This is a genomic window from Ignavigranum ruoffiae, from assembly GCF_900110675.1.
Lineage (GTDB): Bacteria > Bacillota > Bacilli > Lactobacillales > Aerococcaceae > Ignavigranum > Ignavigranum ruoffiae.
Map to the genome: position 1 here is coordinate 62148 of NZ_FOEN01000006.1, position 14434 is coordinate 76581.

At 39.4% G+C, this 14434-nt stretch carries 13 protein-coding genes and 1 other annotated feature (1 of these 14 running past the window's edge); of the genes, 9 read left to right on the plus strand and 4 right to left on the minus strand.

The window, feature by feature from the left end; translation table 11 throughout:
- Positions 1 to 79 (plus strand) — a binding site (T-box leader) (it extends 151 nt beyond the left edge of the window).
- A gap of 44 nt (positions 80 to 123) precedes the next feature.
- A complete protein-coding gene (gene serS, locus BMX34_RS05995) occupies positions 124 to 1416 on the plus strand; it encodes a serine--tRNA ligase (protein ID WP_092571871.1) in 1293 nt (430 codons plus the stop codon).
- A 168-nt stretch (positions 1417 to 1584) separates the two neighbouring features.
- Here serS and BMX34_RS06000 read toward each other — a convergent pair whose 3' ends face one another.
- A complete protein-coding gene (locus tag BMX34_RS06000; protein WP_092571873.1) occupies positions 1585 to 3483 on the minus strand; it encodes a heavy metal translocating P-type ATPase in 1899 nt (632 codons plus the stop codon).
- 201 nt (positions 3484 to 3684) lie between these two features.
- A complete protein-coding gene (locus tag BMX34_RS06005) occupies positions 3685 to 4518 on the minus strand; it encodes an undecaprenyl-diphosphate phosphatase (RefSeq protein ID WP_200793419.1) in 834 nt (277 codons plus the stop codon).
- A gap of 119 nt (positions 4519 to 4637) precedes the next feature.
- On the opposite strand from BMX34_RS06005, the gene BMX34_RS06010 reads away from it, so the two are divergent.
- Positions 4638 to 5141 carry a PTS sugar transporter subunit IIA gene (locus BMX34_RS06010; protein ID WP_092571875.1) on the plus strand — a complete coding sequence of 168 codons (504 nt, stop codon included), beginning with the start codon at positions 4638 to 4640 and terminating at the stop codon, positions 5139 to 5141.
- A 76-nt stretch (positions 5142 to 5217) separates the two neighbouring features.
- On the opposite strand, the gene BMX34_RS06015 is transcribed toward BMX34_RS06010, so the two are convergent.
- Positions 5218 to 6237: a lactonase family protein gene (locus BMX34_RS06015; protein ID WP_092571878.1), complete on the minus strand. Its 1020-nt coding sequence runs from the start codon at positions 6235 to 6237 to the stop codon at positions 5218 to 5220.
- Positions 6238 to 6368: 131 nt separating this feature from the next.
- Here BMX34_RS06015 and BMX34_RS06020 point away from each other — a divergent pair, with 131 nt between their 5' ends.
- The 4 genes from BMX34_RS06020 (at position 6369) to BMX34_RS06035 (ending at position 10267) form a co-directional block, all read left to right on the plus strand.
- Positions 6369 to 7562, plus strand: coding sequence for an AI-2E family transporter (locus BMX34_RS06020; protein ID WP_092571881.1), 1194 nt, complete (start codon positions 6369 to 6371; stop codon positions 7560 to 7562).
- Positions 7528 to 8913, plus strand: a complete 1386-nt coding sequence (locus BMX34_RS06025) for a hypothetical protein (protein WP_092571883.1) — start codon at positions 7528 to 7530, stop codon at positions 8911 to 8913. Before BMX34_RS06020 ends, BMX34_RS06025 begins: the two co-directional genes overlap by 35 nt.
- A 24-nt stretch (positions 8914 to 8937) precedes the next feature.
- Positions 8938 to 9624, plus strand: a complete 687-nt coding sequence (locus BMX34_RS06030) for a DUF554 domain-containing protein (RefSeq protein ID WP_092571884.1) — start codon at positions 8938 to 8940, stop codon at positions 9622 to 9624.
- Positions 9625 to 9730: 106 nt separating this feature from the next.
- Entirely contained in the window at positions 9731 to 10267 is a 537-nt protein-coding gene (locus BMX34_RS06035; protein ID WP_200793420.1) for a DUF924 family protein, read from the plus strand.
- A gap of 90 nt (positions 10268 to 10357) precedes the next feature.
- Here BMX34_RS06035 and BMX34_RS06040 read toward each other — a convergent pair whose 3' ends face one another.
- On the minus strand, positions 10358 to 11695 hold the full coding sequence (locus BMX34_RS06040; RefSeq protein ID WP_092571886.1) for a MurT ligase domain-containing protein: 1338 nt from the start codon (positions 11693 to 11695) through the stop codon (positions 10358 to 10360).
- Between the two features lie 217 nt (positions 11696 to 11912).
- Here BMX34_RS06040 and BMX34_RS06045 point away from each other — a divergent pair, with 217 nt between their 5' ends.
- The 3 genes from BMX34_RS06045 to prmC are packed head-to-tail and all read left to right on the plus strand — an operon-like array spanning position 11913 to position 14422.
- Positions 11913 to 12491 carry a thymidine kinase gene (locus tag BMX34_RS06045; RefSeq protein ID WP_092571887.1) on the plus strand — a complete coding sequence of 193 codons (579 nt, stop codon included), beginning with the start codon at positions 11913 to 11915 and terminating at the stop codon, positions 12489 to 12491.
- 16 nt (positions 12492 to 12507) lie between these two features.
- Positions 12508 to 13587 (plus strand): peptide chain release factor 1, encoded by a 1080-nt coding sequence (prfA, locus tag BMX34_RS06050; protein WP_092571888.1) that lies wholly within the window; start codon positions 12508 to 12510, stop codon positions 13585 to 13587.
- Complete coding sequence (prmC, locus tag BMX34_RS06055; RefSeq protein ID WP_092571889.1) at positions 13571 to 14422, plus strand: peptide chain release factor N(5)-glutamine methyltransferase; 852 nt, start codon at positions 13571 to 13573, stop codon at positions 14420 to 14422. Before prfA ends, prmC begins: the two co-directional genes overlap by 17 nt.
- The last annotated feature ends 12 nt before the right edge of the window (positions 14423 to 14434 follow it).

The following is a 14434-nucleotide window of genomic DNA, read 5'->3' on the forward strand; positions in this document are numbered from 1 at the left end:
GGATAGTGAGTGTAAATAGTGGTTAAAGTCTTCACTATTTGAAATCGGGTGGTACCGCGAACGAGCCTTCGTCCCAGATGGGAGAAGGCTCTATTTTTTTAATGAAAATTATGGAGGGATTCGATGTTAGACCGCAAATTATTAAGAAATAATTTTGAACAAGTCGCTGAGAAATTATCGCACCGGGGTGTTGATCGGCAACTATTGGAACGTTATCTGGATTTGGACCAACAACGTCGTGATTTAATCGTCAAAGTCGAAGAAGCTAAGAAGACCAGAAATCAAGTGACCGGCGAGATTGCTCAATTGAAACGCCAACAAGCGGATGCCAGTGATAAAATCGAAGAAATGAAAGCAATCGGTGTCAATATTAAAGACATGGATCAAGAGTTAGAAACCTTAGTTCAGAAAATTGAAGCCATTGAATTTCGCTTACCAAATCTACCACATGAAGACGTGCCGATTGGTGAAGATGAAGATGATAATGTAGAAATTCGTCGATGGGGAGACCTTCCGGAATTCGATTTCCAACCGTTAAATCATTGGGATATTGCAGAAAATTTAGGCATTTTAGATTTTGATCGGGGAGCAAAAGTAGCCGGGGCGCGCTTTGTATATTATCGCGGGTTAGGGGCACGCTTAGAGCGGGCTGTTTATAATTTTATGTTAGATACCCATACCCAGAAAAATGGCTATCGTGAAATGATTCCACCATATATGGTAAATCAAACGGCGATGTTTGGTACTGGTCAATTTCCTAAATTTAAAGAGGATGTCTTTGAACTCAAAGATGATCGTGGCTTAGTCTTAATTCCTACAGCTGAAGTTCCTTTAACGAATTATTACGCTCAAGAAATCTTAGACCTTGAACAGCTTCCAGTGAAAATGACGGCCATGTCACCTTCTTTCAGGTCTGAAGCTGGCTCAGCGGGTCGAGATACCCGAGGCTTAATCCGTATGCATCAGTTCCATAAAGTGGAATTAGTCAAATTAGCTCATCCAGATCATTCATATGAAGAATTGGAAGAGATGACACAAGCAGCCGAGGGCATTTTACAAGCTTTAGAAATTCCTTATCGGACCATTGTTCTTTGTACTGGAGATATGGGCTTTTCTGCGGCTAAAACTTATGATATCGAAGCTTGGATTCCTGGTCAGGATACCTATCGTGAAATTTCTTCATGTTCTAATTGCGAAGACTTCCAAGCACGACGGGCGATGATTCGTTATCGGAACACCGATGGCAAGGCTGAGTACCTACACACCTTGAATGGATCTGGTCTAGCTGTAGGTCGAACAGTCGTCGCGATATTAGAAAATTATCAACAAGCCGATGGTTCAGTAAAAATTCCTCCAGTCTTAGTTCCTTATATGTCAGGAGTCACTGAAATTCGACCTGATAATGCCTTAGCCTAAAAGAATAGAATCGGATTTATATTCAATCAAGCTCGCTGATCTGTATGGTAATCTTTCTTTCTTTGCGTTAAAAAAGAATGCTACGATTCATGAGACCAAAAAAAAGATCTCCCAGACCAAGTCTAGGGGATCTTTTTGAAGTTAAGTAATCTTTTCAATAGGTTTAAGTTAAGCTTTATTTTGATAATTATAAGCTAACATTCTCAAACCGTTAAGAATGACCAGAATAGTCGAGCCTTCGTGACCAACAACACCAATCGGCAAGTTAATCGCTTGGAATAGATTGGAAATAATTAGTAAGACAATCACAGAGAGTGAGAAGATAATATTTTGCTTGGTAATCTGATGCATCTTATGTGATAGACCAATGGCGAATGGTAATTGATCTAGACTATCTTTAATCAAGACAATATCTGAAGTTTCCATAGCGATGTCGGTCCCTGAACCCATCGAGATCCCCACATTGGCAGTGGCTAAAGCAGGGGCATCGTTGATTCCATCACCGACCATGGCCACACTGTTATATTTCTCTTGCAAATCTTTCACATGGCTGACTTTATCCTGAGGTAATAGATTGGCCCGCACTTCATCAATTCCTAATTCTTTAGCAATATATTTGGCGGTTTTTTCTTGGTCTCCAGTTAACATGACGGTTTGAATCCCAAGTTTATGAAGTTCATCGATAGCTGATTTACTTTCAGCCTTTAATTCATCCATTAAAGCAAAGTAAGCCAGTAATTGATTATTGGCTGAAACGTAGATGACCGTGGCTCCTTGGGTTTGCAGCTCATCGATTTTGGCGAGAGATTCTTGGCCAATTTTTTCGGTTAAGTTATCAATAACGAAGTTTCTTGAACCAATCTTCCAAGATTGATTGAATGCTTGAACTTCTAAGCCTTTACCGGTGATATCTTTCACGTCATCTAATTGAATCAGTGGAGTATCTTCTAAATGATCCAATATTGCGGTGGCAATTGGGTGAGTGGATCCATTCTCTGCTGCTTTAATGACTTGATTAACGGCTTGACGATCAGCCGCTTCTTCATAGAATACTTCGTGGACTTCGGGTTTGCCAATCGTTAAGGTTCCTGTTTTATCAAAGATAATCGCTTTAAGATCAGTCAATTGCTCAACGGTATCCGCGCCTTTAAAGATAATTTCCTTCTTTGCCGCTCTTGAAATAGCTGATAAGTTGGTTGGGGCAGCTGAAGCTACTAGGGCACAAGGTGAAGCGACGGTTAATAAGACCATGCCTCGATAGAAGGCTTCTGATAAGGTCCAACCAAAGATAGATGGGGCTAGAATAATGAATAGGGGAACAGCAATTAAGACAATCTTGACATAGTTGTCTTCAATTCCTTTAATAAAACTATCAGTTTTTGAAGGAGAATTTTGCGCTTCTTCAACCATTTTAATAATTTTGGAAAAGAGGGTGTCCTCATTCTCAACACTGACTTCCATATCAAAGGTTTCTTCTTCATTGATGGTCGCGCCAATCACATCGTCACCTGTTTCCTTAGTCACAGGAACGGGTTCACCGGTAATGGAGGCTTCATTAATTACCGCATGTTTGCTAAGAAGTTTCCCGTCGATAGGAACAGATTCTCCTTTACGAACTTGAACCTTATCACCGATCTTTAATTCATTGGTGGGAACTTCAATAATTTGACCATCGTTATTATATTTGCGGGCGGTATCCGGTGTCATCTTCATTAATTTAGTAATGGCATCGCGACTTTTAGCCATGGCCATAACTTCAAGGGATTCTGAAAGTGAGAAGATAAAGATGAGCAAGGCACCTTCCGTCCAATAACCGATAATACAAGCACCTACTGCTGCTAGAATCATTAAGACGTCCACACTCAGATGATAATCTTGAACTAATTCTAAATAGGCGTTTTTAGCTGAATTATAGCCTCCAATTAAGAAAGCCAAGATAAAAATAGGCACACTTGTATCATTTGTTTGTGAATATTTAAGGATAAAGCCAATAATGATTAGCAGACCACTGATAATAGTCAGCGTCATTTCTTTATTTTCTTTAACCCAACTTTTTATTGATTGCATAAGCATAACCTCCTATAACCCTATTATACATTAGAATCATTCTAAATACAACTATCTCTTGAATCAATCTAAGTTTTCTTTTTATTGATGTTGGCAGGACTAATTTGGTTAATAGTATTGTTTTTTAAAATAACCCAGATCATAACAAAGCCGTTGGAGGGGCTTTGCCACGATCTAGGTTAGATGGAAGCTAATATACTATTATTTAAGCACAAAGTAGAGCAAAATCAGCGCACCGAGGATAATTCGATAATATCCAAACGCTTTAAAGTCATGTCGTTTGATATAAGATAAAAGGAACTTAATCGCTAAGATGGAAACGATAAAAGCAATGACCATACCGATGCCTAGATAAACATATTCTAGACTTGTTAAGCCAAAGCCTAATTTGACCAGTTTCATCAGACTGGCACCAAACATAATGGGGACACTCATGAAGAAAGAAAATTCGGTCGCAACGAAGCGAGACGCGCCGAGAATTAAGGCACCAATAATGGTTGAACCTGAGCGTGAGGTTCCTGGAATAATGGCTAAGGCTTGGAAGAGGCCAATCTTAAAGGCTGTGGCGAAAGATAAGTCAGCCAAGGTTTGAATTTGAAAGGCATGCTTACCTTGTTTGTGACTTTCAATCCAAATAAAGCCAATCCCATAGACAATCAAGGCAATGGCCACAACCACCGGGTTATAGAAATATTCATCCATATAATCATCAAGTACAAAGCCAAAGAGCACGGCTGGTAGCGAAGCAAAGGCGACCTTTAACCATAGAATCCAGGTTTGTTTCCGTTCTCCAGGGTCTTTACTTAAACTAAAAGGATTTAATTTTTGGAAGTAAAGGACCAAAACGGCGATAATGGAACCTAATTGGACTAAGACTAAGAAGAGCTCACGGAAGTTACTGCTTAAGCTTAGTGGCATAAAATCTTCAATCACAATCATATGACCGGTAGAAGAAATTGGCAACCATTCAGTAATTCCTTGAACAACACTAAGGATAATAATTTTAATTAATTCAAGTATATCTATATTTTCCATCGGCTACTCCTTTAAAAATTGATATTCAGAGAAATAATCCGAACTTATTTCAGTTCCGATAATAGAGTGTAACATAAGTTTATGTTAAAATGAAATAAATTTAAAGAGAGGATGAGAAGATGTTTGATTTTTTGAGAAAAAATAAAAACAAAGAAGAGAAAGTCAAAGAATTCGACCTATTTGCGATGGTTGATGGTGAATTAGTGTCGATTGAAGAGGTAGAGGATCCGGTCTTTGCTCAACGTATGATGGGGGACGGCTTTGCTTTCAAGCCTACCAATGGCGAAGTTCAATCACCTTGCCAAGCTGAAATCTTAAATGTCTTTCCAACTAAACATGCCATTGCTTTGAAAAATTCCGGAGTAGAAATTCTACTCCATTTCGGGATTGATACTGTGGCTCTAGAGGGGGCACCTTTTGAGGTTCAGGTTCAAGAAGGGGATCAGGTCTCTCCCAATACTGACTTAGCAAAAATCGACTTATCAGCGATTAAGGAAGCAGGCAAAGATGATATTATGATTGTTATTTTGACCAATGGCAATGAAACGGTTGAAGAAATGATTATCGATCAATATGGCCCGGTTAAACGTGGCGACAAGATTGGTAGCATCCGCGTTAAATAAATATAAGAAAGTCTATTAATAAAAATAACCCTCGCAGAAACTATCTGCGAGGGTTATTCGATATTATCGTTTCATTTTAGAAGGGAATGATAGATACACTTTCAGGAATTTCCGTATCATTATTGGCAAATTTCAAGCGACCATCTTGAGGATTGCGTCGGAATACACTGACAAAATCACTATCTTGGTGAGGAACTAATAAATATTCTTCATTTTCGTCAAGGGCGAAATCACGCGGAATTTGGCCAACGGTATCGATACTTTGAATCCGTTCTAACTGACCTTGTTCATCGACAGCAAAGACAGAAATGTAGTTGGCAAAACGGGTTGAACAGTATAGAAACTTACCATCGCGAGTCATTTTGATGGCTGCGCCACTAGCTTCTCTCAACTGATCTTGATCCAAGGCGGCAACAGCATCTTGCTCAATGAGTTGGTCATTTTCGTTGACGGTCATCCGATGAATATAATTGTCATATTCACCAATAACATAAATGATCGGTAATGTTGGATGGTGGATGAAGTGGCGCGGCCCCACACCTTCAGCTAAACTAAAGCTTTGCCGATAAACCAGTTGACCATCTTCTTTAATATCGAATAGTTCGATCAGGTCTTGCCCTAAATTACAGGCATATAATAGCTTTTGACTAGGATCGGCCCAGGTAAAATGCATTTGCACTGGCGCTGATAAGTCTGGGTGAAATTCTTTGACGGCCACTTTTTGAAGATGGCTTAATTGTTCCTGTTGAAATTGATAAACATCAATGCATCCTTGGTGATAATTCGCTAAGTAAAGGGTCTGGCAAGGTTCATAATAGCTAATATGGCAGGCATTAATTTGGCTGGCTAGACAGCGATCGATTTCTTGCCAACGCTGATCTTTTTCCTGTAAAGCAATAACCCCAGCTTGATTGCCATCCTGAATCAAGGCAAAAAGGGTGGAATGGGCTTTATCTGTGCAGACATAAGTAGGTTTATCTAATTTAAAAATCAAACGGGAGTTTTCTAATTTACCGGTTTCAGAATCAAGGATGGCCTCATGAATCCCTTGATTGATGCGTTTAGTATAGCCACCGAAAATAAATTTTTGTTTCATAAAGAACTCCTTTCAAGAGCATTGATACATTGATAAGTATAACATAAATATTTGCTAGATATTTTATTAAAAAAAGAAATTTCGGCCAAACTATGATAGAATAAGCAGAGCGTAAAGGGAAGGTGATCAGAATGAACCCCTCACAAAAAGAAAGTAAAAAACCATTTGTCGATCGCTTATTTAGTAACAAAACGATCGTCACTTTATTTGGTATTTTAATCTTTATTTTAATTATTTTTCTATTGACTCAAATATCCTACTTGTTTAGTCCCCTGGGACAATTATTTTCAATCATCGGTTTTCCGATTATTGGAGCTGGGGTCTTGTATTATTTATTTATCCCCATGATTGAAAGGTTGGAAGTCTATGGTGTGAAGCGCCAATTTTCCATTTGGATTATTTTTCTAGTAATTATTATTCTCCTGGTCTGGGGAAGTCTGAGCTTATTCCCAGTGCTACAGAATCAAACCAATTCTTTTATTGAGAATCTACCCTTCTATATTGAGCAATTTGGTAATCTTCTTGAGGATATGCGGAAGAATAGTAGCCAAGGAAATTCTGGAACTTTTATGAATAACATTCTAGAATCAATAGACTTGCAGGCTCTAGGGGAGAATTTAAATCAAATGATTACCCGTTCGATTGAAAACATTGGTGGCGTCATTGGGACCGTCACCCAGGTTGTGGCAGGACTGGTGACGATTCCAGTTGTATTATATTATTTGCTTCTGCAAGGACAGAATGTGCCTAACCAATTGATTAAATTGGTACCGAGCAAACAACGCGATTGGTTCAAGCGAGTCCTATACAATTGTAACTACCAAATTTCCCAATATATTCGTGGCCAGATTATGGTCGCCATTATTGTGGGAATTATGTTTGCTATTCTTTATGCCATCATAGGGTTAGATTACGGGATTTCTTTGGCGGTCTTAGCAGGAATCTTAAATGTGATTCCTTATTTGGGATCGATTATTTCATTTATTCCGGCCTTCTTTATTGCTTTATTTATGGGGCATATGATGGTCTTTAAATTTTTGATTGCAGTGATGGTTGAACAAACGATTGAAGGGCGGATTGTGGCGCCTCAAGTCTTAGGAAATAACTTACAAATCCACCCAGTCACCATTTTATTTATTTTATTAGGTGCGGGGAAATTATTCGGCTTAACAGGTGTGATTCTTGGGGTCCCAATTTATGCAGTGATTAAAGTGATTGTTAAAGAATTATTTGTGATTTATCAAGTGAAGTCAGGTTTGTATGACGAGAGTGATATTATCGGGGTGAATCATGAACAAACATCTAAATCCATGCCAATGGATTAGCTTATTTTGTGTATTATTAATCGGTCTCTCAACGGTGCTTAGGCCAGAAATTCAAGCACAAGTCAGTGAAACAGAGGAGCAGGAGCCGGTCTTTGATGTTCAAGATGTCTTGCCTTTTGATCTTCGCTTAGTTCCTGAGCTCCAAGAAGTTGATCAAGCTATCTTAGAGGATAATCACTATATCCAGATTCAGCGTGAATTTCAGAGTCAAAATGGCCCCCGTTTACTATTAAATGAGGGTCAAATTCAAGTTAACAGCATTTCTTTCTATGGCGTAAAAGGGCGGTCAGAATATCAAGATCGCCCCCGTCAACAGAATCAAGAGGGCTTGCTTTTGATTAATGTGGCGATAAGTAATTATGCTGAGCAAAATTTATATATTCCTAATAATTTTATCGGTCTCGAAGACGACAAGCCAGCAGAAAAGGCCACGGATAAATCTGTTTATCCATTAGAATTTGGTTACTTGGAAGCCATCTTGGACAATACAAAACGAGTCATAGAACCCGAACAAACGATTGAAGGCTATTTAATGTTTCAGCTGTCTGCTCGACAATATTTTACTGGAATGCGACAGGGTTACTTAGAATTAGTTCTAAAAAGTTGGCAAAATGAATTTAAACCGCTTCAATCGGAGACAAATGGGTTGGCCAGCCCAGAGGGAAACTATTCCTTAGTGCTCCCACTTAATCAGACCATTGCTGAACGCATTCTAGAAACACAACAATTTATTCAGGATCTACCTAGTCAGGAATGGTGGGGCGACAAGCAGCTCGTGAGTCGCCTTCAAGGACCTGAAAATCTTCAGCAGGGTTCAGTAAATCTTCAGCTGAACAAGATGGAATTGTGTGATTTAAAACTTAGACCTGAGTATCGTCAACTCTTTCAGCAATTTCCGCAGGGACAACTCCTACTCAGTGTGGACTTGCTTCTAGAGAATAAAGCCGATTCGATTTATTTACTAGAACCGCAAGATCTGACTTTGACTTTAGATTTAGCTGGCCGTCAATTTATGACGGAAGATAGTCTGGTTAAGAATGTTCTGCCCAAGTACATCGGTCCCCGCGACCAGCAAAAAATTCAAAAAGTTTTTGTCATCGATAAGGCGTTCTATCAGCAAAATTCCCAAGGTAAAGCCCTGACTTTAAAAGTCTATTTACCTACTAGTGGCTACGGTCGACTGCCAAATTTGCATCGTCTGGTCAAGCCTTTGACATCCGCATATATCTATGACGTATATTGGTCTCAACTCACCTTAGCCAATCAGTTAAGCTTTCAGGGCAATTATACCTGGCAGGTCAAAGCAGACATACTTTTCGACGAACATTTAAAAATGATTCATGATAAATAATTATTTTATGAAGGAGGAAATGGATTGGGCGCGGTTATTAATGCCATTGTTGTCACAGTGTCAGGTCTAATAGGCCTATTATTAAAAAAAGGAATTCCTTACAACCTCCATCAACGTCTCATGGAAGCCATCGGCCTGGCAATTATGGCCATGGGCATTGCCGGAATTATGCAAGGAAAGAATACTTTAGTTATGATTCTGTCTATGATATTAGGGGTATTTATTGGTGAACTTCTGGATATCGATGCTCGAGTGATTCAGTTTGCTAATAGTTTAGGTGCTCGACTGGTCCGTAGGAACAGTGCTTCACAAATCGATTGGGTTCAAGGATTTATCTCGGGAACAATGTTGACCTGTGTTGGCTCCATGTCGATTATCGGTGCCTTAGAAAGTGGTTTATTAGGCAACAATACTACTTTGTATACCAAGAGTATTATAGATGCCATTACATCGATTCTTTTAGCTTCTTCTCTGGGTCCAGGAGTGGTGTTATCCGCCTTTTCGGTATTGATCTTAGAAGGTGGTCTGATTCTAGGGGCCTCTTTTTTATCGCCACTCTTACCTCAACCGGTTATTAGTGAAGTGGTTTGTATGGGGTCTATCTTGCTCGTCGCCCTGGGTTTAAATATTCTTGAAATCACTAAATTTAAAGTTTTGAATTTTACTCCGGCCATTTTTATGCCTATCCTCTTGATGCTTTGGCTTGGTTAAAGTAGTCTTACCAGTTAATGATCATTCATCTCGGATGTTGTCAAGATCAAATTCTTTTTAAAATAGTAATTATCTTATAGCGTAAACAAGAGAAAGGATGAAGTCGATGGAAGCTCAAGACATTATTGAATTTTGGTTTACTGACTTAACGTACAGGGATTGGTTTAATAAAGATGATGATTTAGATCAGACCATTGCAGATCACTTTAAGGAGCTTCACCAGCAAGCCAGTCAAGCAGAATTATTTACTTGGCGGGCGACTTTATTGGGTCGTTTAGCAGAAATTATCCTGCTTGACCAATTCTCACGAAATCTCTATCGTGGTCAGGCTCGAGCTTTTAGCCAAGATGGGATGGCCTTAGTATTAGCCCAAGAAGCCATAGCTTATCATGATCTATCTGTGCTTAGTCCAGATCAAAAAGCCTTTATCTATATGCCTTTGATGCACTCAGAATCTATAACGATTCATGAACGGGCTCTAGAATTATTTGCTCAACCGGGCCTGGAACGTTATTTAAAGTATGAACAAGCTCATCGCGATATTATTCTTCAATTTGGACGATATCCACATCGCAATCAAGCATTGGGTCGAATTTCGACGCCTAGCGAAATTGAATTCATGGCTCAACATCCCGGATTTTAAAAAATACCCCATTGACTTAGTAAGATGAAGGATTAACCTTCAAAGATACTAAATCAATGGGGTTCTATGATTGGACGATCAATCAGTGTTTTATTCGCTTAAATAACCTTGTTGGATTAACAACTTACGGAATTCTAAGGTTGCTGTATAAGAGGCTAAGATATGAATTTGTCGACGTGGGCTGGCTTTTATCAATTCGATGATTTGGTCATAATCGCTGACAGGATGAATATTTTCTTGAGCAAAACCCGCTTGACTGAAACGTTCTTGAAGAGCTTGTGCTTGACTTCCTCCAGTATAGACTTGCTGGAAAGGTTGTTCCTTCAGACTTTCAAAATCAGCTTCATTGATCCAAGAAATATCGGTGCCATCTGCATAATTCGTATTGAAAATTGCCACCAAATCGCTTTCTTGTTTTTCTAATGAGAGCATGTCGACAATTTGATTAAAACCAACAGGATTCTTGACTAAGTTCATGGTAACTTGATGATCCGCAATATTAATCTGTTCTTGACGGCCGAAGACAGGTTTGATTTTTTTGAAGCCGACCGCGATATCTTGGGGTTCCACGCCAAAATAATGGGCTAGGGCAAAGGCAGCTAAAGCATTATAAATATTATAGATACCCGCTACCGGTATTTGTAGCGGAAACTCATTAATCGTAAATTGCGAACCTGATAGATTTAATTGATCGACCGAGGTCACTGCGTATTCCAATGGGGGTCGTTTAAAGAAACAGTGCTGACAATAATAATCCCCCAGCTCACCATACGTCCGTGCTTTATATTGCAAGGGGTGCTGGCATTTTGGACATGTTTGTTCTTTTGTCTCATTAGAAGCCAAATCTTGCGAATTTAATAATTGGAAACCAAAGTATTTGTGGGGATTTGGTGTATCTTTTGCTTGAAGGATTGGACAGTCACCGTTGGCAATCACCATGGCTTCAGGAACTTCGACGGCGGCCGAGGTTAATAGATCGAGCACTGCTTCAATACTGCCATATCGGTCGAGTTGGTCTTCGAATAAATTAGTATGAACGAAAACCTTGGGCTTAAGATATTTTACAACATGTTTGAGCGATCCTTCGTCAACTTCAAGCACCGCTAAACGACGTTCTGAGTGCGTCTTATTTTTAGCCCCAAGAAAGGTCGAGATAATCCCTTGAACCATATTTGAGCCAGAAGAATTGGTAAGCACTTCAGGATACTTCATTCTTAAAGCATGAACTGCTAGAGAGGTGGTTAAGGTTTTTCCATTGGTTCCGGTTACGATGGCCACATCATAATCTCTAGCCAGATGACTAAGGATTTCAGGGTCAATTGTCGCAGCTAATTTTCCGGGGAAACTTGTGCCTCCTTGGGTAAAACGATTGAGTGTCCAATATGATAACTTACCCAGTGTTTTGGCTAATTGACTTTTTAATGACATGGTTCTTCTCCTTTAATCGATAGATTTTCTATTGACTCATTTTACCTTATCTGGAAAAAACAAGCTATAAAAATTTTCGAACAGTCTATACTTCTAATATACCCTTGATTCGGCCAAATCACAAAGATTATAATAAAAGCTCGCCAGCCTAGATTGACGAGTCAGCAATCTTATTCTATTATAAGTACTTGAAAGTAAGTAAAAGGAGTGTTGGAGTGTGGCGAAGTTATATTTTAAATATGGGGCGATGAATTCAGGTAAATCCATTGAAATTATCAAGGTAGCTCATAATTATGAAGAACAGAATAAAGCGGTGAAAATTTTAACTTCAGCCATCGATAATCGAAAAGCCGTGGGGCAAATTGCCAGCCGAACAGGATTTGAACGGGCAGCGACTCCCGTCTACTCTGATACTGATATCTTCGAGTTAATTCAAGCTGAAGAAGAGGATTTATATTGCGTGTTAGTTGATGAATCGCAATTTCTGACCAAGGCTCATGTCTTGCAATTGGCTCGGATTGTTGATGACCTGAATATTCCGGTGATGGCTTTTGGTTTAAAGAATGATTTCTCCAACGAATTATTCGAAGGGTCTAAATATTTACTACTTTATGCTGATAAAATTGAAGAAATCAAGACAATTTGTTGGTTCTGTCATAAGAAAGCAACGATGAATTTACGCTTTCACGATGGTAAGCCGGTTTACCAAGGAGAACAGGTTCAAATCGGTGGCAATGAATCTTATTTACCCGTTTGCCGGAAGTGTTATAAAAATCCCGGCCGCTTAACTGATTAATTAAAGGAGTGACAATGTGTTTGAACAGTTAGATACTATCCTCATTAGATATGAAGAAATTAATGAATTATTAGCTGACCCTAGTGTAATTGCCGATACCCAACGTTTGCGTGACTTGACTATTGAAGAAGCAGACCTTCGTCCCAAAGTCGAAAAAATTAAACGATATAAAGAAGTTCTCTCTGAAATTACCGACACAGAAGAATTGCTCAATGAGAACAATTCTGCTGAGTTTACCGAAATGGCTAAAGAAGAATTGTCTTCTTTAAAAGAGGAGAAGGATAAACTTGAAGCTGATATTCGGTTATTGATGATTCCAGAAGATCCGAATGATGGTAAAAACATCATTATGGAAATCCGCGGAGCGGCTGGTGGTGACGAAGCTCAACTCTTTGCTGGAGATCTATTGAATATGTACACGAAATTTGCTGATCAACAGGGTTGGCGGACTGAAATTTTAGATGCCAATATCACTGGCATTGGTGGTTATAAAGAAGTCACCCTAATGATTACGGGTAACAAGGTGTATAGTAAATTGAAATATGAGAATGGGGCTCACCGCGTTCAACGGGTACCAGAGACTGAATCTCAAGGTCGGGTACATACATCGACGGCAACGGTCGTAGTCATGCCAGAACAAGAAGAGATTGATTTTGATTTGGATGAGAACGATATTCGGGTCGATATTTATCATGCTTCCGGAGCTGGTGGGCAGCACGTTAATAAGACGGCTTCTGCAGTACGCTTAACCCATATTCCAACTAACATTGTGGTCGCGATGCAGGATGAACGTTCGCAGTTAAAGAACCGTGAAAAAGCGATGAAAGTGTTACGGGCTCGTGTCTATGACAAAGTTACCAGTGAAGCTCAAGCGGAATACGATGCTGACCGAAAATTGAAAGTTGGAACGGGTGACCGGTCGGAACGCATTCGAACCTATAATTTCCCGCAAAACCGGGTGACTGACCATCGAATTGGCTTAAGTATTCAACAATTGGATAAGATTTTGAATGGAGAATTGGCTGAGATTACCGATGCGCTTATTTTATATGATCAAACGCAAAAATTGGAGGAACTGAATGGAAATCAGCTCTAAGTCAACTTTTAAGGAAGCTCTAGCATGGGCTTCCATTTTTTTGCGAACCCATCAGTTTCCAGCCGAACATAGTCGTATGTATTTGTTATGGTTAATGGATTGGACCTTGACTGATTATGTAAATAATAAAGACCAGACACTAGGTCAGCAAACCTGTTTATACTTGCAAGACGGCTTTGCTCGAATTGTTCAAGATGAACCTATCCAGTATATCGTTGGTTACCAAGACTTTAATGGGCGTCGCTTTCAAGTCAGTCCGGCAACTTTAATACCTCGTGAAGAAACGACGGGGATTTTAACCTTAGCTAGGTCCTTTTTATTAAAGCATCCTCAAGCCCGTGTTTTAGATATTGGCACCGGGACCGGTGTTTTGGCAATTAATTTAAAGCTAGATTATCCAGAAATTGACATGGTTGCTAGTGATATTTCAGCAGCGGCTTTAGAAATTGCGCGATTGAATGGTCAAAGTTACCAGGTTGATGTTCACTGGTGTCTTTCAGATCTTTTTAGCAATCTTGCCGAAGAAAGCTTTGATCTCATTGTCAGTAATCCACCTTACATTGGTCAGGATGAACTATATTTGATGGACCAAAGTGTGATAAAATATGAACCGAAAGTGGCTTTATTTGCTGATTATCATGGCTTAGTCATCTATCAAGACCTCGCCCAAGTGGCTAGCCAACACTTGAAACCTGGTGGGCAGATGATTCTGGAGATGGGTTACCAACAAGCTCAGGCGCTTAAACAAATCTTCCATAAACATTCTGATTATCGGCAAATCAGTATTCACCAAGATTTTAATGGCTTGGACCGCTTTATTACGATAGAAAGTTAGAAGGAGATAGTA